Below are 25,498 nucleotides of genomic sequence, written 5' to 3'. Positions count from 1 at the left end.
TCTTGCCGATGTCTTCTCGATGAGCATTCCCGCGTCCCGCGTGCCGCTGCCGCAAGCCGATACCAGCCCGCTGCGCTTCGTCACCGCTGCCAGCCTGTTCGACGGCCACGATGCGGCGATCAACATCATGCGCCGGCTGATCCAGGCGCAGGGCGCGGAGGTGATCCATCTCGGCCACAACCGCAGCGTCGAGGACGTGGTGCGCGCGGCCTTGCAGGAGGACGCCGACGCGATCGCGCTGTCCTCCTACCAGGGCGGCCATGTCGAGTATTTCAAGTACATGGTGGACATGCTGCGCGAACGCGGCGCCGGCCATGTGCGGGTGTTCGGCGGCGGTGGCGGCACCATCACCCCGGAGGAGATCGCCGAGCTGCAGGCCTACGGCGTGGAGCGCATCTACCACCCCAACGACGGCATGAAGATGGGTCTGGTGGAGATGATCGAGGACGTGGTGGCGCGCGCTTCGCGTGCGCGGGACTCGGGACCCGGGACTCGGGACCCGGAACAGGCCGGCGTCCCGCTTCCGAGCATCGACGACGAGATCGGCATCGGCAAGGTGTTGTCGGCGCTCGAGGATGGCGCGTTCTCCGAGTCCGAACTGGCCCTGCTGCGCAAGCAATGGCAGTCCGGCCTGCCGGGTCCCGAGTCCCGCACGCGGCACGCAGCGCCGGTGCTGGGCCTGACCGGCACCGGCGGCGCCGGCAAGTCGTCGGTCACCGACGAATTGCTCAACCGCTTCCTGGCCGGCTTCCCGCAGATGCGCATCGCGGTGGTGTCGGTGGATCCGAGCCGGCGCCGCACCGGCGGCGCGCTGCTCGGCGACCGTATCCGCATGAACGCCTTGCGCAGCCCGCGCGTGTACATGCGCTCGATGGCCACGCGGCGCCAGCATGCGGCCACCAATCGCGTGCTCAAGGACTGCATCGCGTTCCTGAAAGGCATCGGCTACGACCTGGTGATCGTGGAGACCGCCGGCATCGGCCAGAGCGATTCGGAGATCGTCGATCTGGTCGATTTCCCGGTGTACGTGATGACCAGCGATTACGGCGCGCCGAGCCAGCTGGAAAAGATCGACATGCTCGACTTCGCCGAGCTGGTGGTGCTGAACAAGTACGACCGGCGCGGCGCCGAGGACGCGCTGCGCGACGTGCGCAAGCAGTGGCGGCGCAACCGCGTCGCGTTCCAGCTGGAGGACGAGGCGGTGCCGGTGTATCCGACCATCGCCAGCCAGTTCAACGATCCCGGCATCAGCTGGATGTTCGTCAACCTGTGCCGGCTGTTGCGCGCGAAGCTGGGCCTCGAGGCGTCCGACCCCGGAGCCGAAACGAGCAGCGCCGCCCGCCACGCCGCGGCGTCGCCGCACTGCGATTTCCGGCCGCAGCTGGACACCACGCTGAAGGAGCCGCGCGCCACCGTGCTGATCCCCGGTGCGCGCGTGCGCTACCTGGCCGAGATCGCCGAACAGGGTCGCGCGCTCAACGCCGGCATCGAACGCCAGGCCGAGGCCGCGGATCGCGCGCAATCGTTCTGGCAATCGCTGCACGAACTGCAGGACCCGCAGTTGCCGAAGCAGTTGGACCTTTACGCAGTCGAGGAACTGCAGCCACCCGCGCGCAGCGCCGATGCGCCCGCCATGGCCGGCGCCGCCGTCGATGCGACCTTGCTGCTGCTGCGCCAGCGCTACAACGACGCGCTGCAGGCGCTGTCCAGCGAGTCGCTGAAGTTGCTGCGCGAGTGGCCGCAGCGGCTGAAGTCGATCACCGACGAGGTCACCGAATACGAAGTGCGCGGCAAGGCGATCCGCGTGGAGAACTACCGCCAGTCGCTGAGCCATCAGCCGATCCCGAAGATCGCCGCGCCGCGCTACAGGAGCTGGGGCGAGCTGCTGCGCTTCCTCGGCAAGGAGAACCTGCCCGGCAGCTATCCCTACACCGGCGGCGTCTATCCGTACCGCCGCGCCGGCGAGGACCCGATCCGGATGTTCGCCGGCGAGGGCACGCCGGAGCGCACCAACCGCCGCTTCCACTATCTGAGCGTGGGCCAGCCGGCCGCGCGCCTGTCCACCGCCTTCGACAGCGTCACCCTGTACGGCGAGGACCCGGCACCACGCCCGGACATTTACGGCAAGATCGGCAATTCCGGGGTCAACATTCCCACCCTGGACGACATGAAGAAGCTGTACTCCGGCTTCGACCTGTGCGCGCCGACGACCAGCGTGTCGATGACCATCAACGGCCCGGCGCCGATGATCCTGGCGATGTTCATGAATACCGCCATCGACCAGCAGGTGGAGAAATACCTCAAGGCCGATGCGCAGCGCTGGGCGCAGGCCGAGCAGACTCTGGCGCAGTTGTTCGAAGGCCGGCAGCGGCCGCGCTATCACGGCGACTTGCCGCCGACCAACGACGGCCTGGGCCTGGCCTTGCTCGGCGTCAGCGGCGATCAGTTGGTCGACGCGCAGACCTATGCGCAGATCAAGGCGCAGACCCTGTCCAGCGTGCGCGGCACGGTGCAGGCCGACATCCTCAAGGAGGACCAGGCGCAGAACACCTGCATCTTCAGCACCGAGTTCGCGCTGCGCATGATGGGCGACATCCAGCAGTATTTCGTCGAGCAGAAGGTGCGCAACTTCTATTCGGTGTCGATCTCCGGCTATCACATCGCCGAGGCCGGCGCGAACCCGATCAGCCAGCTCGCCTTCACCCTGAGCAACGGCTTCACCATCGTCGAGTACTACCTGGCGCGCGGCATGCGCATCGACGATTTCGCGCCCAACCTGAGCTTCTTCTTCAGCAACGGCATGGATCCGGAGTACACCGCGATCGGCCGCGTGGCGCGGCGCATCTGGGCGCGGGCGATGCGCGAGCGCTACGGCGGCAACGAACGCAGCCAGATGATGAAGTACCACATCCAGACCTCCGGTCGCTCGCTGCATGCGCAGGAGATCCAGTTCAACGATATCCGCACCACGCTGCAGGCGCTGTATGCGCTGTTCGACAACTGCAACAGCCTGCACACCAACGCCTACGACGAGGCGATCACCACGCCGACCGAGGAAAGCGTGCGCCGCGCGGTGGCGATCCAGATGATCATCAACAAGGAGCTGGGGCTGAATTTCTGCGAGAACCCCTGGCAGGGCAGCTTCATCGTCGAGCAGCTCACCGATCTGGTGGAGGAGGCGGTGTACAAGGAGTTCGAGGCGATCAGCGAGCGCGGCGGCGTGCTCGGCGCGATGGACACCATGTACCAGCGCGGCAAGATCCAGGAAGAGAGCCTGTACTACGAGCACAAGAAGCACGACGGCAGCCTGCCGCTGGTCGGGGTCAATACCTTCCTGCCCAAGCAGCACGCCGGCGAGACCGCGACCCAGATCGAACTGATCCGCTCCACCGAGGAAGAAAAGGGCCAGCAGATCGCCAACGTGCGCGACTGGCAGCAGCGCCGCAACGGCATTGCGCCGGCGCAGCCGCTGCAAGCGGAACCGGCCGAAGCGGCCGCCGCGCCGGCTCCCGGCGATGCGGCGGGCCTGGGCTATCTGCAGCGTGCCGCGCGCGAGCGCCGCAACGTCTTCGCCGCGCTGATGCAGGCGGTGAAGACCCACAGCCTGGGGCAGATCAGCCACGCGCTGTACGAAGTGGGCGGGGAGTACCGGCGCAACATGTAGCCGCCGGCCAACGGCGGCCGTGGCGCATGCGCTGCGGGTGCCTGCAGCCAGCCATCTCTGCGTTTGCCGCCGCCCAGCCCACTGCCTGCGGCACGTGCCTGGCGCCATTGCAGGCGCGGCCTGGGGAGACGCATAGTTGCGCATCGACGACGGGGGAGGTGGCGGATGAAGATATGGGGATCGCTCCTGCTGTTGGCTTGCGCGGCGACCGCGCGAGCCGCGGCGCCGACCGAGGACGGCACTGCGGGGCCGCTGTTCGACACGGTCGCCGCACTGGACCAGCGCCTGTTCGGCGCCTACAACCGCTGCGACATGGCGGCGTTCGAGCAACTGTTCGTGCCCGACGTGGAGTTCTATCACGACACCGGCGGCGCCAGTTGGGACCGCAAGACCGTGGTCGACAACACGCGCAAGTGGATCTGCGGCAAGGTGCGCCGCGAATTGGTGGACGGCACGCTGCGGGTCTACCCGGTCAAGGACTTCGGTGCGATCGAGGAGGGCGAACACCGCTTCTGCGAGCTGGCCAGCGGGCGTTGCGAAGGCATCGCAAAATTCGTGATGGTGTGGCGCCAGGACCAGGACGGCTGGAAGCTGACGCGGGTGCTCAGCTACGGCCATCGCGCGGCGGCTGCGCCGGCGCCCTGAGCGTGCATGGCGGAGGCGCCGCGCAGTCGCTGCAGCCTCGCGTGCAGGTCGCCGCGGCCGTTCAAGCAGGAACCTGCGCGCCATGCTTGAATGGCGTGGCGCGCCTGGCCGTGGTTGCGCTTCCAGCCGGGTGGGGGATCTGGCGACCTTGCGGATGCCGATGATGGTGCCGTCGATTTGGATTGCAGGCGTTGCCGTTGCGCTGCTGCTGGGTATCGGCGGCTGGATGTGGCGCCGTGGACGCCGGCGCGGACCTGTCGCGCCGATCGCCGTTGCGCAAACCGTCGCCGCGCCCGCGCACCGTGCCACCGGCGAAGACGCCGGCATGGATGCGGTGATCGCGGCGGAGCCGGGGCAGGGCGTGGCCGCAACTGCCGCCGAACTTTCCGCAGCGCAGGAATCCGCGCTATTGCTGCGCCTGTACGCGCTGGCGTTCGCCGGCGTGCCTGCGCCCGAACCCAGCGCGGCCTCGGCTGCCGCGCAGGCCGAGATCGCCGCGGCGGCCGTCGCGGTCCTGGCGCGCATCGATGCGCATCCACGCTATACGCCGCGCCGCCCGCAGCTGCTGCCGCAGCTGACTCGCGCGCTCAACGATCCCGCTGCCGGCGCCCAGGCCATCGCCGCGATTCTCGGCCAGGATCCGGCGCTGGCCGGCAATCTGCTGCGCATCGCCAACAGTGCCGCGTACCGCCGCCACGCCGAGCCGATCGAGAACCTGGAGCGCGCGGTGGCCTTGCTCGGCACCGAGGGCCTGCGCCAGATCGTGCTGGCCGCGCTGCTGCAGCCGGTCATTGCCGACGACGGCAGCGCGTTCGGCCGCTGCGCGGCGCTGTTGTGGGAGCACACTTTGCTGTCGGCCAAGGCCACCGCGCGCCATGCCGAGGATGCCGAGCGCGAGCATCCCGCGGCGGCGCAGTTGCTGGCGCTGCTGTATGGGTTGGGAGCGGTCGCGGTGGTGCAGGTGGTCCGCGATGCGTATGCAAGGCATGCCGCAGTGCGGCCGGATCCCGACGTGGTCGCCGGCTTGCTGGAGAACTGGACTGCGCAGTGCGCGAAGGCCATCTCCGCCGATTGGGGACTGTCCGAGCGGGTGCAGAAAGCGCTGGAGCAAACCGAGGCTCCAACACTGCAGGGCCGTAGTGCATTGGCGCGATCGCTGCGCAGTACGCGCGCATTGGTGGCTGCCGACCTGTTGGCTGCGCGTGATCGGCAGCACGATGCGACAGTGGGCGAACGATTGATCGACGGCCAAGCGTGAGCGTGGCAATAGCGTAAGCGCAAAGCCAATTGTGGACGCGGCGGTCTTGATGCGTCTTGCGAGGATGTATGCCGACGCTTGAATTGCCGTGTCCCGGACATGCGGCAAGTTTTGGATAGCGGCCAGCGTGGCCGCCTAGATCGCCGTTTCCTTTTGATGAGAGGAGTTGCACCAATGGAAAGTACGCTGTGGGTACCGATCATTGCAGGCGGATTCGGTCTGATGACCTTGCACATCAACAAAAGAAACAAGGTGTCCGAATTCAGACAGGCCTGGATCGATGCGATGCGCGAGGAACTTTCCTTGTTCTGTGGCGCAGCGCGCACGCTTGGATCGTTGTTGGACCAGGGACAGGGAGCGGCGGCCAGCCGCAAGGTCATCGCCGACTGGGTACGCGATGTGGACGCGCATAACCAGAACGTGGAAAAGAACGGGTATTCAAACTTGAGGGTGGACGCGGAAGAGCGAAGGAAACACTTGCTGACGCTGACCGAACTCGAGGGAGCCATCGCGACCAAGCTGGACACGTATCTGGATGTATGCAGAAAAAACCATTACAAGATCACGTTGCGCTTGAATCTTGCTGCCGAGGGCGATAAAGGGACCGATCCGCTGCACCAGCAGATGGATGCGAAGCTCCAGTCGATCCTCGCCGTCCTTGGTCGTGGTTTGCAGGACCAGCCATTCTCCTACGATAAGTTGCTGCAGGACATCGACGACTTGCTCGAGACCTCCAGCCGCATGCTGAAACAGGAATGGGAGCGAGTGAAGGCAGGAGATCTGTTCCATGCACTGCGGGCCAAGTACCGGCGGCTCGGTGCCTCGTCCTTCGATGTAATGCGCGATGGTTAGTCGGCCTTGGCAGAACTGGCGCAAGTCTGCAAGGCCTCGATGCGGCCAGGCGGCCTGCCGGGTGGATGGCCTGCGCGTTCCTGACCGTTGCCGCACTTCGGTGCAGGTCGAAGCGTTGCGGACACAGGGCAAGGTGCCAGACTTGGTGGCGGCCGCCATTCCTACGACCAGTTACACCTGTCACGTCTGGCACCACCGCCGCTGCGCCCAGAAAACGCACCGGCACCATCGGCCTTAATGCGTTTCGGCGCGGCTCAGCGCAGCGGCACGTCCGCGACCTTGTCCTGGTAATCGCGCTTCGGGTCGATGCCGAACAGCACCTTGATGCCCGCTACCAGGCTGGAGCCGTTGAGCCAGATCTGCGCGTGGTCCGGATCCAGGCGCAGCAGCGCCAGCTTGGGATCGTCCTTGCCTTGCTCGTACCAGGCGTCGATGAAGCCGTTCCACAGGCGCTCGATCACCGCCTGGTCGTTGTCCACACTGAGCGTGCCGCTGATGCTGGCGAACAGGTCGTGGTCCTTGGCGCTGAACGCGGCGATGACACGCTGGCTCTGGGTCAGCTTCTGCACCAGGGCGTTGTCCTTGGAGGTGAAGAACCAGATCGGACCGCCGCCGTCGCCTTCGAATTGCGCCGTCATCGGTCGCGCATGGCCGTCCTCGACGCCGTCCAGGCCGAGCATGACCGTGCGGTCGGATTTGAGCGCTTTCCAGAATTTCTCTTCCAGTTCCTGCGGGCTGGCCATGCGGGTCTCCGATAGGGCGTGAATGCCTGCCCGGACTGTGCATTGCCGCGCGCAGGCGAGTCGTGACGGAGGCGTCGACGGGGCGTGTAGGCGCCGTCCGTCGCCCACGTCCGTACAGCGTTCCGGCTACGCAAGTTGTTCCCTGGGGCACAGCTTGGTTTGCCGGTTCGGTGCCACACTGACGTCCTGTCGTTCGTCAAGGAGTGCGTCGCCATGGCATCGCTGGATCTGTATCTGCCGCAGTTGTTGCGGTTCGAAGGGGGCTACGTCGACGATCCGGCCGATCCCGGCGGCGCTACCAACCTCGGCATCACCCTGGCGACGTTCGAGCGCTATGCGCAGCCGTTGCTCGGCGAGCAGCCGACGCTGGACGCACTGCGCGCGCTGACCCCGGAGCAGGCCGGCATCATCTATCGGAATGCATACTGGGACAAGCTGGACGGCGATCAGATCGCCTCGCAGCCGCTGGCCGAGATCCTGTTCGATTTCTACGTCAATGCCGGGACCGAGGCGGTCCTGCTGCTGCAGCGGATCCTGCAGCAATCGGTCGCCACGGGTCTGGCCACCGATGGAGAAATGGGGCCGGCCACGCTGGCGGCACTGCAGGCGGCCGACCAGGCGCAGGTCTATGCGCTGTATCGCCAGGGCCGGATCGACTACTACGACCGGCTGGCGCAGGAGCGTCCGGCCGACGACAAATTCCTGAAGGGCTGGCTGGCACGCGCGGAGTGGTTCCCGGCGACGTTGCCGTCCGCGTCCACCTCCGCCGCTCCGCCGGCCACCGGCATCGCCTGAGTCGATCCAGGCGCAAGACGAGGCAATGGCGCCTGCCATTGCGCATGGCCGGCAACGCCGCGGGAGGCACGCATTGGCGGGAGCCGGTACGGGACCGGTTCCGCCGACGCTGCTCAGTTGCCGCTGTCGGGCGTCTTCGCTTCGGCGTCCGCTGCGGCCTTGGCCGCCTCGCGGGCTTCGCGCTTGCGCGCGTCCTTCTCGTCCTGCTGTTTCTTCTTGGCGATTTCGCGCTGACGTTTTTCGAAGGAATAGTTGGGCTTTGCCAAGTGGATGCCTGCCGTGTGTGAGATGGGGCCCCCAGTGTAACCCCTGCATGCCGGGGTGGTGGCAGGCCGTACGGACAGGCCACGCGCGCGGCGTGGCCTGTCCGGGTCCGGGAGTACGGCCCTCCCGGGCCTGGGCTTACGGACTCAGGTAGGGCTGGATGGTGGAATACACGTCGGAAAAGCGCGAGTAGTAGTCCGGGTCGCTGGGCGCGCTGCAGTACGAGGTGCCGCCGTACAGGCCGCCGCGCAGCTGGTAGGCGCCGCTGCTGTTGACGGTGAACAGGCCCGAGCCGGAGGAGCCACCTTCGGTGACGCCGGTGTTCCAGACCACCTTGTACAGCGGCGACTTGCCGTCGATCGAGGACGACAGCGCGGTGACGCTGCCCAGCGAGTACTTCTTCACGTCGCCGGCGGGGTGGTGGATGCCTTCGATCGCGGTGCCGGTGGAGCCGATCGCCGAACTGCTCCAGCCGGCATAGAAGGCGCCGCTGGGCGGAGCGGTCTTCAGTTCCAGCAGCGAGGTGTCGCGGGTGGTGTTGGCGTGGCGCAGATAGGCGCCGCCGCTGAGCGTGGTGTAGGACGAGCTGACCGTGGAGCCGTTGCAGGTGGTGGCGTCGTAGAACCAGTAGGTCTGCAGGGTGTTGGCCACGGTCTGGGTGCTGATGCAGTGCGCCGCGGTCCAGAACAGGTACTTCTTCGGCGAGTTGCTGTTGTTGAGCAGGGTGCCGGTGCACAGGTAGGAGCCGCTGCTGGTGCTGAACACCATGCGCGCCACCGACTTGGCGGCCGAGGTGAAGCCGCTGCTGGGGCTGGCGCGGCAGACGATGTCGCGCTCGCACGAATCGCTCTCGCCGATCATCGGCCGCATCATTTCCTCGCTGGCGACGGGATTGATGTCCATGTGCGAGATCTGCGGGATCTTCAGCGCGAAGCCCTGCGGATACTGGCCGGCCGGCAGTTCGATCTCCACCACCAGGCGCGAGCCGGACACCGCCGCGGACCAGCCCGGCTCGCTGCCGGCGAAATCGGCGCCGCTCTGTTCGAACACGCGGCCGTCGTCGCCGGCGAAGCGCAGCGTGGCCTTGCTCGGGTCGCCCGGCTGGGCGCCGCTGCCGCTGAGCTGCAATGCCGCGCGCAGCGCCGCCGCATCGGTGGAGACGATTTCGAAGCTGGTGACCTGCGCGCCGTTGGGCAGGCTCTGCCAACTGAGCCGGCGCAGGTTGATCGCCGGCTTGGCGATGTCGCGCGAGAAGCCGATCTGCAGCGGCTGGCCATGCTTGACCTGCTGGCCGCGCAGTTGCTTCATCGTCGCGGCCTGGGCGCTGTCGGGAGCGCCGAGTTCGATGACGCGCGGCGCATGCGCGCTACCAGTGGCGAGGCTGCGCAGTTCGGCGCCGCCGAGCGCGGCGGCATTGGGGCGGGCTTCGACGGGAGCGGAGTCCATCTCGGCCGCTGGGGGATTGGCGGCCATGGCGACGGGGGAAAGACCGGAGATGCCGGCCAGCAGGGCCAGATACAGCGCGTTCTTGCGATTCATGGATCTTCCTTCTGCTAGAAGACGACTAGACCATCCGGCAGGGGACCGGATGCCGTTGCACCCACTTCCACGGTGCATGCCGAGGCTACGGGCGCGGGCACGGCGATTGCGTGCGCGGCGTCACGCGTACAGGGCCGATTTCGTAGACAGGTGCGGCGTCGCGATACGCCGTCGCCTGCATCTACAACCGGTGTCAGTGTCGACGCATAGGGCGTCAAACGTCGGCGCCGCAAGGTGCGCGGCGTTGTGAACGCCTGTGCAGAAGGCGTGTTGCGACGCAACGTGCGCCCTCTCTAATTGTCATATAAATATGAACATAGCTTGAAATACAGCTTGAAATCCCTGCCTGCCGTCGCTGCAGTTGTCGCCACCACCGGCAAGAACTTCGCTGTCCATCGTGCGCAGCATCAAGGCCGATGTCGGTTTCGATACGAAGGTCAATTTCGTCAGTACCGGAGAGAGTTCGAATGACAAGTCGTGCGCCCTTCAAGCGTAAATACCCCAAGCACAGGAATCCCCTCGCCAGCGCCTTGGGCCTGGCGATGCTGACGCCGTTGCTGGCGTGGGCGCAGGCCAAGCCCACCACTCCTGCCGAGCAAGGCGCGCAGGATGCCGCTGCGCAGCCGGCCGGCACCGACGTCAAGACAATGGACAGCATCGTGGTCACCGGCGTGCGCGAAAGCCTGCGCTCGGCGCAGGCGATCAAGCAGGACGCGACGCAGATCGTGGATTCGGTGCAGGCCCAGGACATCGGCAAGCTGCCGGATGCGAACACGGTGGAAGCGCTGCAGCGCATCACCGGCGTGCAGATCCAGCGCCGTTACGGCGAAGGCGCCACCGATTTCGATCACCGCACGCAGCCGGCCGTCACCGTGCGCGGCCTGACCCAGGTGCGCAATTTCCTTGACGGGCGCGATACGTTTTCCGCTTCCGGCGGCCGCACGCTGGACCTGGAAGGCATTCCGCCGGAGCTGCTGTCCGGTATCGACGTCTACAAGAATCCGCCTGCGAACATCATCGAGGGCGGCGTCGGCGGCGTGGTGAACCTGCGCACCCGGCTGCCGTTCGACGCGCCCGGCCGGGTCATCAGCGCCACCGCCAAAGGCAACTACTATGACCGCGCCGACAAGACCGGCGGGTCGGCGTCGGGCCTGTATAGCGACCGCTTCGACACCGACGCCGGCGAGATCGGCGTGCTGTTCAATGTCGGCTATGGCCGCTCCAGCTATCGCCAGGACGGCATCCTGACCGGCCCGTTCGTCGCGGTGCCGGACGGCGTCATCGCCGGCGCGCCGAGCGGCGCGCAGATTCCCTCCGGCTTCCAGATCTACGACGACGGCGGCGACCGCAAGCGCCTGGGCACGGCGGCCGCGCTGCAGTGGAAGCCGTCCGATACGGTGCTGGTCACCGGGCAGTTCCTGCGCACGACCTACGACTTCTACCGGCAGGGCAAGTACTTCTACCAGGCCAACCGACGCGATGCCGCGTCGCCATTGGCGGGCGCGGACTTCACCTTCGACAAGAACGGCTACGCCACCTCGGGCGCGCTGGACAACCAGATGTTCGAGTCGGCGCGCTACGACCAGGATCTCACCTCGACCAACACCAACTACAGCCTCAACCTGCGCTGGAATCCCAGCGAGAAGCTGGCGGTGACGTTCGACGCGCAATACCTCACCTCGTCCTACGATGCCGACCGCAACGGCTTCGTCGTCTCGCTCTACGACCGCGCATCGGAGGACAGCAGCAACGCGGCCAACCGCTCGATCGTCGACTTCGACCTGCGCGGCGGCAACCCGCGCTTCAACGTGCGCGATCCGGCGTTGCTGAGCGATCCCAACAACTACGGCTTCAGCTATATCGCCGATGCGCTGACCCGCAACGACGCCGACCAGCTGGCGCTGCAATCGGACCTGGAATACTTCACCGAGGGCGGTTTGTTCACCAAGTTCAGCGCCGGCGTGCGCTACGCCGACAGCAGCATCGACCTGCGCGGCACCTGGAACGCCGCCTGCCTGGGCGTGACCGGGGCGGATCCGACCTGCGCCACGACCCTGGTCTACCCGTCGGTTTCGGCGCATCCGGAACTGGTGCGCAATGGGCCGTCGCCGGACTTCTTCGACGGCAAGACGCTGACCGGCGGCGTGCTGTATCCGGAGTTCGCCAGCGGCGGCGGCCTGTTCGACCGCACCGCGCGCACCGAGGCGCTGTTCGGCTTCGCGCCGCAGACCGCGTTCAAGCCGAGCGACCTCAACTACCAGACCGAAAAGACCTGGGCCGGCTATTTCACCGCCGACTACGACACCGATCTGGCCGGCTTGCGCCTGGACGGCAACATCGGCGTGCGCCTGGTCAGGACCACCACCGGTTCGGACGGCGCGGTGTTCATGGACGGCGGCGGCATCACTCCGCTGTCGGTCGAGCGCACCTACAACGACGTACTGCCGTCGTTCAACCTGCGCGCGCACCTGAGCGACACCCTGCAGGCGCGCTTCGCCTATTCGCAGCTGATCGCGCGGCCCAACTTCGACCAGATGTCGACCAACGTCTCGCTGGGCGCATCGAGCCAGCTGAATCCGATCACCGGGCGGCCTGGCGGGTCCTCCGGCAATCCGTTCCTGCGTCCGGTCCAGTCGGACAACTACGATGCGACGCTGGAATGGTACTTCGCTCCTGCCGGCTCGCTCACCGCCGGCCTGTTCTACAAGAAGGTGGACGGCTTCCTGGCCAGCGGCACCGTGGTACGCAACTACAACGGCCTGGACTACGACATCAGCACCTCGCTCAACACCGGCAACGGCACCATCCGCGGCGCCGAATTCGCCTACCAGCAGTTCTACGATTTCCTGCCCGGTTGGCTCAGCGGCCTGGGGTTCCAGTTCAACTACACCTACGTGGACAGCAGCGTGTCCAATCCCTTCGCCACCGCCGGCTCCGACATCCCGGCCACGGTGCCGCTGGAGAAGTTGTCCAAGCACAGCTACAACGCGGTGGCCCTGTACGAGAAGGGTCCCGTCACCGCGCGCCTGGCCTGGAGCTGGCGTGGCGAATACCTGGACACCACCCAGGGCAGCGGCGCCAACGGCATTCCGCAATACCAGAAGCCTTACGCCTCGCTGGATGCCTCGGTCAGCTACAACGTGAACGAGCACATCGCGCTGTCGTTCGATGCAGTGAACTTGAACAACCGCATGAACGAGATCTACATCGGCACGGCGAGCGCGCCGTTGCGCTACGAACTCAACGACCGGCGCTACGGCTTCTCGGCACGGATCACCTACTGATGCGGTGGCTGCCCGCTTCGGTGGTTCAAGCGGGCTGCATCCGGCCCATGCCTGCATGGGCCGGGCACCTGCGATCGATGTCTTGCAAGGACCGATGAAGATGCAATCACGCTCGGCAACGCAGCGGTACCGGTGGCAATGGACGTGAATGCCAGCGAGCCGTTGCGCCGCATCGCGATCGTCGGCGGCGGTATCGCGGGCGGGATGGCCGCGGCCGCCGACGAGACCCAATGCGGATTGGATTTGCCGGCATGCGGCGGCAGCCTGATGGTGACGCCGATGCAGGTGGCGCATGCGTAGCGCCGCACTGCGTCGCCCGTGCATGCCGCGCACGTGGCCTGCGCTGCTGCGGCGCCGCTGGCTCGGCGGCATCGCGGCCGCGGCGCTGGCGCTGCCGTGTCTCGGCGCGCCGCTGTGCGATGCCGACGCGCCGGTCACCGTCGCCTTGCGTCCGGACCTGCAGTCGCCGCGGACCCGCTTCGAAGGCTTCGGCACGGCGCTGGCCTGGTTCGCCAACGTGACCGGCACCTATCCGGATCCGGTACGCAACCGCCTGGCCGACCTGCTCTATGGCCGCGACGGCCTGGGCTGGGTGATCGCCCGCTACAACATCGGCGGCGGCAATGCGGCCGACACGCCGCCGTATCTGCGCCCCGGCGCGGCGATACCGGGGTTCTGGCGGCAGCCGGCGGGCGCATCGGGCAAGGACTGGTGGCGTGCGGACGATCCGGCGATGTGGGACTGGTCGGCCGATCAGGGCCAGCGCTGGTGGCTGGACGCGATCCGCGCGCGGGTGCCCGCGGATCTGCGCATCTTCGAGGCGTTTTCCAACTCGCCGCCGTGGTTCATGACCGTGAGCGGCCGCGTCTCCGGCGCCGAGCGCGGGCTGGACGACAATCTGCGGCCCGGCCAGGACGCGGCATTCGCGACCTACCTGGCGCGGGTGGTCGAGGAACTGCAGCGCCGCCACGGCATCGCTTTCCGCACCTTGTCGCCGGTCAACGAACCGGACACGCCCTACTGGTTCGCCGGCAACACCCAGGAAGGCGCGCACTGGAGCGTGCCGGCGCAGGAGCGCATCCTCCAGGCCAGCGATCGCGCGCTGCGCGCGCGCGGCTTGCAGACGCGCGTCGCGGCGATGGACGAAACCAGCGCGCTGGGCTTCATCCGCAACTGGTCCGGCTATTCGGAAGCCACCAAGGCGGTGCTGGGCCAGCTCAACGTGCACAGCTACGACAGCACCGGGCAGACCGGCGTGCGCGATATCGCCGCCGCCAGCGGCATTCGCCTGTGGATGTCGGAAAACGACCTGTCGCCGCCCAACGTGGCGGAGGGCGTGGACGACATGCGCCCGGCGTTGGCGCTGGCCGAGCACATGGTGCTGGACCTCAAGCGCCTGCAGCCGTCGGCGTGGGTGTTCTGGCAGGCGATCGAGACGTCGGCCGCCGGCAAGCCCGGTTCCGGCCGCCATTGGGGCCTGATCCGGATGGATCTGAGCGCCGCGGCGGCGGCCGAGCATCCGTTTCAGGTCACCCGCAAGTACTGGGCCATGGCCAACTTCAGCCGCTATCTGCGGCCGGGCATGCGCCTGCTGCCGGTGGACGATCCGGATACGGTGGCGGCGCTGTCGGCGGATGGGCGCGAACTGGTGTTCGTGCACGTCAACGCCGGGCTGTCGGCGCGGCGCCTGGCGATCGCGCCGCAGGCGCTGGGGGCTGGCGCGTGGTCGCAGCAGGTGATCGTCACCTCGGCCTCGCAGCGTGCCGAAACCGGTTGCCGCCGCGCGGCCGCGCCCGGTGCGCAAGCGGCGCTGGCGCCGCCGCAGTCGGTGGTCAGCGTGGTCCTGCGCAAACCATGAAGCCAGCACGCGCCCAGCCGCGCGGCCGCGCATGTTCACGCGTCGCAGTACCGGCGCTGCATCCCGGCGTCGGGAATCGCCGCCGCAATGCGACCCGACCGCCCGTTTTGTACACGAGGGGCTTTCCATGAAACCGACAGTGCGACAACGACTCCTGGCCAGCGCGAGCGTCTTGCTGCTGATCGGCCTGCACATGGCCACGACTTCGGCCGCCGCCGCCACGCTGCCCGAGTGGGAGCGCCCGGAGGTCAACGAGATCGACCGGCTGCCGGCGCGGGCCACGTCCTTCCCGTACGAATCGGTGGAACTGGCCAAGGCCGGCCGCATCGGCGATTCCCGTTACCACCTCTCGCTCAACGGCGACTGGCGCTTCATGTTCTCGCCCACGCCGGAGCGGCGCCCGGCGCAGTTCTACCGCGACGACTACGACGTGTCGGCCTGGAAGACCATTCCGGTGCCGTCCGACTGGCAGGCGCAGGGCTACGGGCAGCCGCTGTACAACAACATCGACTACCCGTTCCCGGCCAACCAGCCGTTCATCGCCCACGCCATCAACAGCGTCGGCTCCTATCGGCGGGATTTCGAGGTGCCGCAGGGCTGGGACGGGCGCCGGGTGCTGCTGCACATCGGCGCGGCCGGCGCGGCCTACTATGTCTGGGTCAACGGACAACGGGTCGGCTACAGCGAGGATTCCAAGCTGCCGGCCGAATTCGACGTGACCGCGCAGCTGCGTCCGGGGCGCAACTCTGTCGCCATCGAGGTCTATCGCTGGTCCGACGGCAGCTATCTGGAGGACCAGGATTTCTGGCGGGTCAGCGGCATCGAGCGCGATGTCTACCTGCTGGCCACGCCGCAGACCTGGCTGCGCGATTTCTTCGCGCGCGCCACGCTGGATGCGCGCTATGTCGGCGGCGCGCTGGATGTCGATGTCGGCCTGGTGCATGCGGCCAAGGGCACGCGGGTCACCGCCACGCTGCTCGACGGCGATACGCCGGTGCTGGTGCGGCAGGCGACGGTGGCGGCGGCCAGGCAGGAGGCGGCGCTCACGCTGTCCGGGGCGATCGGCAAGGTGCGCCCGTGGAGCGCGGAAAGGCCCAATCTGTATACCTTGCTGCTGGAGGTCCACGATGCCGACGCGCGGCTGATCCAGGCCAGCGCCAGCCGCATCGGCTTTCGCACCGTCGAGGTCAAGGACGGGCTGGTCAAGGTCAACGGCAAGCCGGTCAAGATCCGCGGCGTGAACCGGCACGAGCACGATCCGCAGACGTTCCACGTGATCTCCGAAGCCTCGATGCGGCGCGACATCGCGTTGATGAAGCAGAACAACATCAACGCCGTGCGCACCTCGCACTATCCGAACGCGGAGCTGTGGTACGCGCTGGCCGACGAATACGGCCTGTACGTGATGGACGAGGCGAACATCGAATCGCATGCCTACATGCAGGCCGGCAACGAGGGCATGCGCCCGCGCGAGAAGGTGCAGCTCGGCTACGACCCGACCTGGGAGCTGGCGCACCTGCAGCGGGTGCAGCGGATGTTCGAGCGCGACAAGAACCATCCGTCGATCATCTTCTGGTCGCTGGGCAACGAGGCCGGCATCGGCCCGAGTTTCGAGAAGGCCGCCAACTGGCTGCACGCGCGCGACACGACCCGGCTGGTGAGCTACCTGGGCTGGGGCACGCTGTACGCGCAGCACGCGCCCAATGCCTATGCCGACATCTACGCGCCGATGTACGACTCGGTGGCGCGCATCGTCGATTACGCGACAAGCACCGAGTACGCGCACAAGCCGCTGATCATGTGCGAGTACGCGCATGCGATGGGCAACAGCCTGGGCGACCTGAAAGCCTATTGGGACGCCATCTATGCGCACGACCGCCTGCAGGGCGGCTTCATCTGGGACTGGGTGGACCAGAGCATGCTGCTGAAGACCGCCGACGGCCGTCCGTACTGGGGCTATGGCGCCGACTACGGGCCGAACCCCTCGGGCCAGAGCGCGATCGAGTTCGGCGACGGCCTGCTGCAGTCGGACCGCACCCCGAACCCGCACCTGCACGAGCTGGCCAAGGTCTACGGCCCGATCCAGTTCGAGGCCATCGACGCCGATCGCGGGCGCTTCCTGGTGCGCAACCGGCATGCCTTCATCGACCTGTCGGGATTCTCTTTCGACTGGCAGATCCGCCAGGACGGGCGGGTGGTGCAGGAGGGCCGCGCGCCGGACCTGGCGATCGCCGCCGGCGCCGCCGGCGAGCTGCAGCTGGACCTGCCGGCATTGCACAAGCAGGCCGGCGCCGAGTACCTGATCAGCGTGCGCGCCCACGCGCGCGCCGGCGCGATCCCGTTGGTGCCTGCCGGGCACGTGGTGTCCTGGGAGCAGTTCGCGCTGGCGTCGCCGCCGGCGGCGGCCGTGGCACGGGCGGACGGCGCCGCGGTCGCGCTGCGCGACGCGCCGGACGAGCTGAGCCTGCGCGCGGCGGGTGCGGAACTGCGCATCGACCGCGGCACCGGACTGGTCGCACGCTATGCCTACCGCGGCCAGGAATTGCTGCAGGGCGGTGCGCCCAATTTCTGGCGCGCGCCGACCGACAACGACATCGGCACCGGCCTGTACGCGACGCACCTGGTGTGGAAGACCTTGTCGGAAACGCGCCGGGTCCGCTCCATCGGCGCCAGCAAGGCCGATGACGGCAGCGCCAGGATCGACATCGGTTTCGATCTCGGAGGCGATGGCGCGACGGCCGACGTGCGCTACGACGTCGCCTACGTAATGGCGCGCGACGGCTCGGTGGAGGTGACCGCGCGCTTCGACCCGCGCTATCCCGGCTTGCCGGATCCGTTGCGCTTCGGGATGGCGTTCACCATGCCCGACCGCTTCGTCGACCTGGCCTGGTATGGCCGCGGTCCGCACGAAACCTATGCCGATCGCTACAGCAGCGGCGAGATCGCGCTGTATGCGGGCAAGATCGCCGAGCAGCACCACGACTACATCCGCCCACAGGAGACCGGCAACAAGGTCGGCGTGCGCTGGCTGCGGCTGGCGCCGGAGCAGGGTGCGGCGCTGACCGTGAGCGGGCGCGCGCCGCTGTCGGTCAACGCGCTCGCGTTCCCGTATTCCGATCTGGAGCGCAGGCCGGTCGGCAGTGCGCACAGTTCCGACATCCGTGCCCATGGCCGGGTGTCGCTGCTGATCGACGATCGCCAGATCGGCCTGGGCGGCGACGACCAGTGGAGCAAATGGGGCCAGCCGCACGCGGCGTATCGCATCGCGCTGCAGCCGGCGAGCTACCGGTTCCGCCTGCAGCCGAGCGCGACGCCGGGCGGGGTCGCGGAGCAGGCCATGCCTGGGCGCGACGAATGAGCGGTGGCAGGGCAGCGCAGCACGGCGAGGCGCGTGGTGCGGGCCCATCGCCGGTCGCGGCGCGACCGCTTCCGCACGGCTGCCGTGAGGCGTTTGGCGGCCGGCGGCACGCGTGCGCGGCCGGTGTCCAGGACGTGTCCGCGGGTGTCCCGGGCCACCGGATTTGCCGTGAAAAAATCAAGACTTCCGCGCCGAAATCGCCGTGCTACTCTCGATCTTTCCTTGTAAAAACGGCTACCTGCAATGAAATCGCACCATCTGGGCAGGGGGGCGCGACAGTTCGGAAGCACGACGCTCAGCTCGCAATTGCTCGATGCGCTGGGGCGCGACGTCGTGGCCGGCATCTACGGTTTGCAGAGTTTCCCCACCGAGGCGGAGATCTCCTCGGCGTACTCCACCAGCCGCAGCGTGACCCGCGAAGCGATCAAGATGCTGACCGCTAAGGGCCTGCTGTCCGCGCGCCCGCGCAGCGGCATCGTGGTCCGGCCCGAGCAGACCTGGAGCCTGCTGGATCCGGACGTGCTGCGCTGGATGCTGGAACGCAAGTTCTCGCACAGCCTGCTGCGTTCGTTCACCGAAATGCGCCAGGGCATCGAGCCGATGGCGGCCAAGCTGGCCGCGCAGCAGGGCAATGCCGAGGCGATCGGCAAGATCCAGCACGCGCTGCAACGCATGATCGCGGCCGGCCGCGGCGAAGACGATCACCTGTCCTCGGACGTGGCCTTCCATGTCGCGATCCTCGACGCGACCGGCAATCCGTTCTACATGCAATTCCACGAGCTGGTGAACACCGCGCTGAGTTTTTCGATCCAGTTCACCAACCGCATCGGCGGGCATACGGCGAGCATCCCGGCGCACCGTCGGGTCCTGAACGCGATCAAGAGCGGCGACGGGGACAAGGCGCACGCGGCGATGTTCACCATCATCCACGACGTGCTGTCGCTGATTGCGGGCGAAGAAAGCCGGGAAGCGAAAAAGAAGAAGCGGTCGTAAGGATTGGCGCTGGGCTGCGCGCTTGTCGCCTGCGTGGTGGAAGCGCCACTGTCGCGCTGCCGGCCGCCGACCTGCCGCCTCGCAGCGGCCGCATCGTCTACGAAAACAGCCCTCCTGCATGCGCAGGAGGGCTGTCGGTTCTAGCCTGTCTCGGCTGCGCCGCCGCGCGATCAGTGAGCGTGCGAGGTGGCCGGGACGAACTTGTACAGCTTGTGCACGCCGGTGCCGAAGTTGAAGCGGCTGTAGCCCGCGCCCCAGTACACCGCGCCGTCCACCACGGCCGGCGCGCTGGACACCGAACCGCCGGCATCGAAGCTCCACAGGGTCTTGCCGGTCTCGGCGTCGAGCACGGTCATCGCGCCGGACATCGAACCTGCGTAGACCAGCCCGGGCGAGGACGCGAGCGGGCCACGGCCGCCGGCGCCGAACGTGGTCTGGATCGGATCGATGCCCGGCACCTTCACCTGCCACAGGATCTTGCCGCTGGCCGCGTCCAGCGCCGCCCACGAGCCGGCGTTCCAGGTCTCGGTGTTGCCGGGGGCCAGGGTGTAGCTGGTGTGGTTGTTGTTGTTGATGGCGACGTAGACCCGCGATTTGAACGGATCCACCGACGAGCCCCATTCGATGCCGCCGGCGGTGCCGCCCGGACCGACCTGGGTGGACCACACGGTGCGTCCGCTGTCGGCGTCGAAGGCCCAGTACACGCCGCTCTTCTGCCCGGCGCCGACCAGGGCCTGCGGCTTGCCGTTGCGGATCGCGGTGAACAGGTTGGCGCCGCCGCCGCTGAAGTCGTAGTCCGGCCCCTGCGGTTCCTGGCACACACCGGCGGTCGGCGCGACCAGGCACGACAGCGACCAGGCGTCGGCGCCCTGCAGGCGGCGCGTCCACACCGGCTTGCCGCTGCGCATGTCCAGCGCCAGCACCGAATCCACGTAGTTGTCCGGCGCCAGGCAGGCCAGCTGTGCGGTTTTGTCGCCGTTGGCGTTCTTGACGCAGCTGGCCACGTCCAGCGGCACCGAATAGTTGTTGCCGGTGGTGGCGTAGACGCGCTGCCGTTGCGGATCGATCGCCAGCGTGCCCCACACCGAGGCGCCGGTATAGCCTTCCGGCGCGGTGCGGAAGCTCCACAGCAGCTTGCCGGTCTTCAGGTCGAGCGCGGCCACGCTGCCGCGGAAGGAGAATTTGTAGCCAGGGCTCAGTCCGCCCCAGTCGCCGGAAGACACGCCGACGTAGACGCGATCGCCGTACACCACCGGCGAGGCGGTGATGCGCGCTTGCGCATTGGCTTCGACCAGGGTCTTCCACAGCAGCTTGCCGGTGTTCTTGTCGATCGCCACCACCGTGCCGCTGGCTTGGTCGCCGACCAGGACGCTGTTGCGCGCGATCGCCGGGCTGTTGCGCGACAGCGAGGCGGCATTGCCGGTGTAGTCGGACAGTTTCACCTGCCACACCGCCTTGCCCAGCGTGGTGTCGATGCGATACAGCTGGCCGCCCCAGTCGGGCACGTACAGCGCGCTGCCCTGCACGGTCGGCGTGGCGGACACGTCGCCTGCGGTGGTGAAGGTCCATGCGGTCTTCAGCCGCGCCGCGTTGAACGGAGTGATCTGCCATTCGGCCGGGGCGAAGCGCGTGTTGAGATAGCCGCCACCGGCGTTTTCCCAGCTGCTGCGCGTGGCATAGGGCGCGCCGCCGCCGAATGCCGTGCCATAGCCAGCGGTGGAACCGGAGCTTGCGTTGTCGCCGTAGCTGCCGCCCTGCGGGCTGGCGGACGCTGCGCTGTCGTTCGGAGCTTGCGCGGGGGCAGGGCTTGCGGATTGTGCCGACGCCGCCGTGGCGAGCATCAATCCGGGAGCCAACGCCAGCCACAGCAGAGAGAGTTTCCGGTGCGCGTAATGCCTGTTCATGCGGTGTCCTTCGGGGCTTGGAGTGGGGACCCCCCCTTCACTACCGGCGCAATGGTAGGAACGGAAAACAGCGCGTGTCATGTACGTACAAAAAAGTTAGGGCCGGCGAAAAGGTTGCATGGATAGCGAAAAACAATCGCGCACGCGGCATCGCGTAGCAAACGTGTGCATTGCCGATGGCAGACATGCCGCAGCATCTGCGCTTCGGCATTCGCCGCTTCCCTTGTCGGGCAACGGCTTGTGCCTTCGGCATCCGGTATGCGGGCGTTCGTCCTTGCGCGGTAGGCGTGCCGATGCGGGGCAGGCGCCGGCGCATGAGTGGCGACTGAATGCCGGGCGTGTGGCGCGGCGGCACGCCTGCGATCGGCCCAAGCGGAGGCTGCCGCGTGGCGTTTTGGTGACAGGTTGCGCGTCGCATCGCTGGCGTGTGCGGCGTTCGCGTGCCGGTCCCTGGCGGATCGCCGTTGCGCACATTCCCGATGTCGCATCGGTACGGCCGTGCGCCTTGTCGCTTCGGTGCCGCATACGAGAATCGATCCGTTCAGCGGCCGCGTGTGGTACCGCGCGCCACCAACCGCGCGCCACCGCGAACACCGGGCGGCGGCGCATGGCATCGCCTCGTCCGTTCCGGCAGGGCCCAGATGTACGCATTCAACCGGGAATGTTTAAGCTGGCGCATCGACGCTGGGGGCTGATGCAATGAGGATGTTTTGCTTGGAAGGCCGCGCGGCGACGGCGGCAAGCGGCACCGGGGGCGTGCTCGCGGCGAATGGTCGTGCTCGGCGGCTACGGCGCGGCCGGCCAAGTGCGAGGGGGCCGGCATGAAGTTGGCCGATTTCATCGAGGCGAACATCGAGCCGTTGTGCGACGACTGGATCGCGTTCGCGCGCACCCGCGGTGCGGAAGGCGAGGCGATGAGCGCATTCCAGTTGCGCGATCACGCCGCGCAGCTGCTGGCCGAAATCGTCGCCGACATGCGCGCGCCGATGAGCGCGACGGAACTACGGCTCAGGTCGCTGGATGCCGGCTCGGAGCAATTCGAGACCGACGGCGCCGCGAGCCTGCATGCCCGACAACGGGTCAAGCACGGCTTCGGCATGATGCAGCTGGTCTCGGAATTCCGTGCGCTGCGCGCCAGCGTGATGCGCCTGTGGAGCCGGTCCGAACACACGCCGGGCGTGCAGGATCTGCCGGACATGAGCCGTTTCAACGAGGCGCTGGACCAGATCCTGGCCGATTCGGTGCGCGCCTTCATGGAGAGCGTGGAGCAGACCCAGCACCTGTTCATGGGCATCCTTGGCCACGACCTGCGCGGGCCGCTGTCGGCGGTGATGAGCTGCGCGGACCTGATGCTGGGGCAGGGCGAGGCGCAAGCGCCGCAGGCGCGCGTGTTGCTGCGCAGCGCCATGCAGATGAAGGCGATCCTGGACGACCTGATGGACTTCACCAGCGACAACCTGGGCGTGTCCACGCCGGTGCGTCCGCAAGCGGCCAGCCTGGACGCGCTGGCCCAGGACGTCGTCGACGAGATGGCCACGATCTATCCGAAACGGGCGATGCAGGTGCTCACGGTCGGCGATTTGCACGGCAGTTGGGACGCGATGCGGCTGCGCCGGGTGATCGCGAACCTGCTGAACAACGCATTGAAATACGGCAGCCGCGATCAGCAGATCACGATCGCATTGAACGGCCTGGCGGCGGACGAGGTGGGCCTGAGCGTGCACAACCTGGGGCCGCCGATTCCCGAGGCGATGCTGGCCTCGGTGTTCGAGCCGCTGACCACCACCGCGCACGCCGACGGCACGCCACAGGTCGCCGGCGCGAATCTGGGCCTGGGCCTGTACATCGTCGACCGGATCGTCGCGGCGCATGGCGGGCGCATCGAGGTCAGCTCCTCGCAGCAGGATGGCACCCGTTTCCTGGCGACGCTGCCGCGGCAGGCCGCCGCCAGCAACTGAGCGAAGCCGGCCTGCCGCGCCACCAGCGACGGCGCGTTCGCACCGGAGCACAAGCCCCTCTCCTCACGGGAGAGGGGTTGGGGTGAGGGGGCGGTTGCAGCATCGCCGAGGCGAGAATACGAGCGAGCGCCGTGCGCAGAAACCGCGGGTAACGCTGCATCGGCAATGCCGCGCACACTGCTTGTGCGCTCCGCGCACACCGCCCAAGCCACCGCCCCGCGCGCAGGCGCACGATTTGGATTAGGGTGACGCGTTTCCCCGAGCTGGAGGTGGATCGTGAAGCCCTTGTCGCATGCCGCACTGTTGTCGCTGTGCCTGAGTGTCGCCCATCCTGCGTCCGCGCAGACCGCCGCGCCTGCCGCCGACGCATTGCAGGGCAAGGTGGACGCGCTGTACACGCAGGCGCCGGACACGCTGCAGGCCAAGGACGTGGCCGAGCTGCAGCAGCGCCTGCTGGACTGGGCGCAGCTCAATCGCTATCGCGCCGACAACGCCGCGCTGGCGCCGCCGGCCGCGGGCGAGCGGCGCGTGGTGTTCTACGGCGATTCGATCACCGACATGTGGGGACGTAGCGAGGGCGCCGAGTTCTTCCCCGGCAAGCCCTACGTCAATCGCGGCATTTCCGGGCAGACCACGGCGCAGATGCTGGTGCGCTTTCGCCAGGACGTCATCGACCTGAAGCCGGCGGCCGTGGTGATCCTGGCCGGCACCAACGACCTGGCCGGCAACACCGGCCTGTCCACGCAGCGCATGATCGAAGACAACCTGCGCTCGATGGCCGAGCTGGCGCAGGCCAACCACATCAAGCTGGTGCTGGCGTCGGTGCTGCCGGTCAGCGACTACCCGTGGCGGCCGGGCCTGCAGCCGGCGGAAAAGATCCGCGCGCTCAACGCGTGGATCAAGCAGTACGCGCAAAGCCATGGCGCGGTGTACCTGGACTACCACGGCAGGATGAGCAATCGCCAGGGCGGCCTGGACAAGGCCCTGGCCAACGACGGCGTGCATCCCACCGCGGCCGGTTACGCGCTGATGGCGCCATTGGCGCAGCAGGCGGTGGAGCGCGCGTTGGCGCAGCCGTAGGGCGTGTAACTCCACAGCACCTGCTTGTGGAGTGATGACGCGCCTTGAGCGCTGCCGCGGCCAGGCATTCGGCGCAGCCGGATCAGCCGATCGCGATCGCGCGAAGGTGCTAGGGCGCGCCGTTGGCGGGCGACACCGCGGCCACTTCGCGGCGCAGCCAGGCGCTCACCGCCGCGTCGTCGGCGAGGTACACATGCGGCGCATAGGCCTGCATCGCGCCGCGCTGGCGCCCCTCCAGGCGCTGCATCGGCAGCAGCAACGTCGCGCGGCCGCTCGGCAGCGGCACGCTTTCCACTTCGGTGTAGAGCGTGTCGGCGCCGGTCGGCTGGCCGACCTGCTCCACGCCGGGACCTTCCAGCAGCCGGTCCGTGAAATCCAGGCAGGCGCTGATGCAGGCGCCGTCGGTGATCGCGACGATGCGTGCCGGGCCGCCGCGCGGCGGGGTGCCGCCGGCCGCGCTCGGCAGCGGGTCGCGAAACAGCGCCTCTCCCTGGCGTTGCGCCGCGCGCAGGCCGTCCAGCAAGCGGTCGAAGCCGGGCAGTTCCTGCGGATAGCGCACGGCGATCCGCGCGCGGCGCGTCTGCAGGTTGTCGATCACGCCGTCGGAGACCCGCCACAGCGAGGCGCTGGCGCGGCGGCGGTCCAGCGCGGGCAGCGCCTGCTCGCCCCAGATCGCGGCCAGCACCGCGTCGCCGGGCGCCGCGGCGCCGCCGCCGTTGCCGCGCAGGTCCAGCACCAGCAATGCGGGCGTGCGCTGGCGCAGCGCGTCCGCCGCCGCGGCGATCGCGGCCTGCGTCGTTTCGAAGCCGGGATCGCCGGCATAGAAGGTCGGCAGGGTCAGTTTCCAGGCCGTCGGCGTGAGGCGTTCGAATGCGCCCTGCGCGGCGGTGTCGGGTGCGGTCGCGCTCGCGGCGGTGGTGTCGGGCGAGGCCAGTTCGATCGCGACATGCGGATCGCCGAACGAGGCGACATAGGCCTGCATGACCCGGGCATAGCCGGCACGATCGACGATGCGCCGCGCCTGGGCCTGCGCCGCGCTCGCCGCCTGCCGCGCCTGCGCGGCCAGTGTCGGATCCGCGCCGGGGGCCAGGCCCGGATGATCGGCGGCGATGCGCGCGGCGGCGAACTGCAGGTCGGCTTGCGCCACCGCGGCATCGGTCGGCGCCACGGCCAGTGCCGCGGCCAGAATCGTTGCGATCATGCGTGTCCCCTTTTGCCCGCGGCGAGTGTCGGCCGCCAGTCGCGACGCGCGCAATAGGCCGCAAGGCAGGGGGACTTCGCGCCGCCAGGCTCGATTGTGCGC

General features: G+C 68.0%; 17 protein-coding genes. 12 read left to right on the top strand and 5 right to left on the bottom strand.

The genetic code is table 11. The features are described from left to right. Positions 1 to 19 precede the first annotated feature (19 nt). The 4 genes from JR064_RS02560 (at position 20) to JR064_RS02545 (ending at position 6,419) form a co-directional block, all read left to right on the top strand. Positions 20 to 3,664, top strand: a complete 3,645-nt coding sequence (locus JR064_RS02560) for a methylmalonyl-CoA mutase family protein (protein WP_206228690.1) — start codon at positions 20 to 22, stop codon at positions 3,662 to 3,664. A 165-nt stretch (positions 3,665 to 3,829) separates the two neighbouring features. Continuing rightward, on the top strand, positions 3,830 to 4,309 hold the full coding sequence (locus JR064_RS02555; protein ID WP_179563710.1) for a nuclear transport factor 2 family protein: 480 nt from the start codon (positions 3,830 to 3,832) through the stop codon (positions 4,307 to 4,309). 325 nt (positions 4,310 to 4,634) lie between these two features. After that, complete coding sequence (locus tag JR064_RS02550; protein ID WP_241092798.1) at positions 4,635 to 5,567, top strand: HDOD domain-containing protein; 933 nt, start codon at positions 4,635 to 4,637, stop codon at positions 5,565 to 5,567. A gap of 174 nt (positions 5,568 to 5,741) precedes the next feature. Further along, positions 5,742 to 6,419: a hypothetical protein gene (locus tag JR064_RS02545; RefSeq protein WP_206228689.1), complete on the top strand. Its 678-nt coding sequence runs from the start codon at positions 5,742 to 5,744 to the stop codon at positions 6,417 to 6,419. A 254-nt stretch (positions 6,420 to 6,673) separates the two neighbouring features. On the opposite strand, the gene JR064_RS02540 is transcribed toward JR064_RS02545, so the two are convergent. After that, positions 6,674 to 7,162, bottom strand: coding sequence for a pyridoxamine 5'-phosphate oxidase family protein (locus tag JR064_RS02540; protein WP_206228688.1), 489 nt, complete (start codon positions 7,160 to 7,162; stop codon positions 6,674 to 6,676). 213 nt (positions 7,163 to 7,375) lie between these two features. On the opposite strand from JR064_RS02540, the gene JR064_RS02535 reads away from it, so the two are divergent. Further along, positions 7,376 to 7,957, top strand: a complete 582-nt coding sequence (locus tag JR064_RS02535) for a glycoside hydrolase family 108 protein (RefSeq protein WP_206228687.1) — start codon at positions 7,376 to 7,378, stop codon at positions 7,955 to 7,957. 113 nt (positions 7,958 to 8,070) lie between these two features. Here the strand turns inward: JR064_RS02535 and JR064_RS02530 are convergent, their stop codons facing one another. Both JR064_RS02530 and JR064_RS02525 read right to left on the bottom strand, forming a co-directional pair. Then, on the bottom strand, positions 8,071 to 8,223 hold the full coding sequence (locus JR064_RS02530) for a hypothetical protein (protein ID WP_164914505.1): 153 nt from the start codon (positions 8,221 to 8,223) through the stop codon (positions 8,071 to 8,073). A gap of 136 nt (positions 8,224 to 8,359) precedes the next feature. Continuing rightward, complete coding sequence (locus tag JR064_RS02525) at positions 8,360 to 9,760, bottom strand: trypsin-like serine peptidase (protein WP_191824810.1); 1,401 nt, start codon at positions 9,758 to 9,760, stop codon at positions 8,360 to 8,362. Between the two features lie 467 nt (positions 9,761 to 10,227). Between JR064_RS02525 and JR064_RS02520 the strand changes: the two genes are divergently transcribed. The 5 genes from JR064_RS02520 (at position 10,228) to JR064_RS02500 (ending at position 19,253) form a co-directional block, all read left to right on the top strand. Beyond that, positions 10,228 to 13,044 carry a TonB-dependent receptor gene (locus JR064_RS02520; RefSeq protein ID WP_206228686.1) on the top strand — a complete coding sequence of 939 codons (2,817 nt, stop codon included), beginning with the start codon at positions 10,228 to 10,230 and terminating at the stop codon, positions 13,042 to 13,044. A 138-nt stretch (positions 13,045 to 13,182) separates the two neighbouring features. Continuing rightward, complete coding sequence (locus tag JR064_RS02515; RefSeq protein WP_206228685.1) at positions 13,183 to 13,344, top strand: hypothetical protein; 162 nt, start codon at positions 13,183 to 13,185, stop codon at positions 13,342 to 13,344. A 22-nt stretch (positions 13,345 to 13,366) separates the two neighbouring features. Then, a complete protein-coding gene (locus JR064_RS02510) occupies positions 13,367 to 14,902 on the top strand; it encodes a glycoside hydrolase (RefSeq protein WP_206228684.1) in 1,536 nt (511 codons plus the stop codon). A 139-nt stretch (positions 14,903 to 15,041) separates the two neighbouring features. Then, the gene (locus JR064_RS02505; protein ID WP_338123856.1) at positions 15,042 to 18,260 is read left to right on the top strand and encodes a glycoside hydrolase family 2 TIM barrel-domain containing protein; all 3,219 of its coding nucleotides are present in this window, start codon (positions 15,042 to 15,044) and stop codon (positions 18,258 to 18,260) included. A gap of 243 nt (positions 18,261 to 18,503) precedes the next feature. After that, positions 18,504 to 19,253, top strand: a complete 750-nt coding sequence (locus tag JR064_RS02500; protein ID WP_206228683.1) for a FadR/GntR family transcriptional regulator — start codon at positions 18,504 to 18,506, stop codon at positions 19,251 to 19,253. A 170-nt stretch (positions 19,254 to 19,423) separates the two neighbouring features. Here the strand turns inward: JR064_RS02500 and JR064_RS02495 are convergent, their stop codons facing one another. Further along, on the bottom strand, positions 19,424 to 21,157 hold the full coding sequence (locus tag JR064_RS02495; protein WP_206228682.1) for an outer membrane protein assembly factor BamB family protein: 1,734 nt from the start codon (positions 21,155 to 21,157) through the stop codon (positions 19,424 to 19,426). An 821-nt stretch (positions 21,158 to 21,978) separates the two neighbouring features. Here JR064_RS02495 and JR064_RS02490 point away from each other — a divergent pair. Together JR064_RS02490 and JR064_RS02485 are read left to right on the top strand one after the other, a co-directional pair. After that, a complete protein-coding gene (locus JR064_RS02490) occupies positions 21,979 to 23,115 on the top strand; it encodes a sensor histidine kinase (RefSeq protein ID WP_206228681.1) in 1,137 nt (378 codons plus the stop codon). A 285-nt stretch (positions 23,116 to 23,400) separates the two neighbouring features. Next, positions 23,401 to 24,195 carry an SGNH/GDSL hydrolase family protein gene (locus JR064_RS02485; protein WP_206228734.1) on the top strand — a complete coding sequence of 265 codons (795 nt, stop codon included), beginning with the start codon at positions 23,401 to 23,403 and terminating at the stop codon, positions 24,193 to 24,195. A gap of 109 nt (positions 24,196 to 24,304) precedes the next feature. Here the strand turns inward: JR064_RS02485 and JR064_RS02480 are convergent, their stop codons facing one another. Beyond that, the gene (locus JR064_RS02480) at positions 24,305 to 25,396 is read right to left on the bottom strand and encodes a S41 family peptidase (RefSeq protein ID WP_206228680.1); all 1,092 of its coding nucleotides are present in this window, start codon (positions 25,394 to 25,396) and stop codon (positions 24,305 to 24,307) included. Between the last annotated feature and the right edge of the window lie 102 nt (positions 25,397 to 25,498).

The sequence above is a fragment of the Xanthomonas bonasiae genome, assembly GCF_017163705.1.
Taxonomy (GTDB): domain Bacteria; phylum Pseudomonadota; class Gammaproteobacteria; order Xanthomonadales; family Xanthomonadaceae; genus Xanthomonas_A; species Xanthomonas_A bonasiae.
Note: the sequence above shows the minus strand (reverse complement) of the source record. Positions and strands in the feature narration are given on the sequence as shown.

Coding starts and splice junctions, on each gene's coding strand:
- JR064_RS02560 (WP_206228690.1), top strand. CDS start 20: ATGAGCATTCCCGCGTCCCGCGTGCCGCTGCCGCAAGCCGATACCAGC.
- JR064_RS02550 (WP_241092798.1), top strand. CDS start 4,635: ATGGATGCGGTGATCGCGGCGGAGCCGGGGCAGGGCGTGGCCGCAACT.
- JR064_RS02535 (WP_206228687.1), top strand. CDS start 7,376: ATGGCATCGCTGGATCTGTATCTGCCGCAGTTGTTGCGGTTCGAAGGG.
- JR064_RS02540 (WP_206228688.1), bottom strand. CDS start 7,162: ATGGCCAGCCCGCAGGAACTGGAAGAGAAATTCTGGAAAGCGCTCAAA.
- JR064_RS02500 (WP_206228683.1), top strand. CDS start 18,504: ATGAAATCGCACCATCTGGGCAGGGGGGCGCGACAGTTCGGAAGCACG.
- JR064_RS02490 (WP_206228681.1), top strand. CDS start 21,979: ATGAAGTTGGCCGATTTCATCGAGGCGAACATCGAGCCGTTGTGCGAC.
- JR064_RS02545 (WP_206228689.1), top strand. CDS start 5,742: ATGGAAAGTACGCTGTGGGTACCGATCATTGCAGGCGGATTCGGTCTG.
- JR064_RS02520 (WP_206228686.1), top strand. CDS start 10,228: ATGACAAGTCGTGCGCCCTTCAAGCGTAAATACCCCAAGCACAGGAAT.
- JR064_RS02555 (WP_179563710.1), top strand. CDS start 3,830: ATGAAGATATGGGGATCGCTCCTGCTGTTGGCTTGCGCGGCGACCGCG.
- JR064_RS02495 (WP_206228682.1), bottom strand. CDS start 21,157: ATGAACAGGCATTACGCGCACCGGAAACTCTCTCTGCTGTGGCTGGCG.
- JR064_RS02480 (WP_206228680.1), bottom strand. CDS start 25,396: ATGATCGCAACGATTCTGGCCGCGGCACTGGCCGTGGCGCCGACCGAT.
- JR064_RS02515 (WP_206228685.1), top strand. CDS start 13,183: ATGGACGTGAATGCCAGCGAGCCGTTGCGCCGCATCGCGATCGTCGGC.
- JR064_RS02525 (WP_191824810.1), bottom strand. CDS start 9,760: ATGAATCGCAAGAACGCGCTGTATCTGGCCCTGCTGGCCGGCATCTCC.
- JR064_RS02510 (WP_206228684.1), top strand. CDS start 13,367: ATGCCGCGCACGTGGCCTGCGCTGCTGCGGCGCCGCTGGCTCGGCGGC.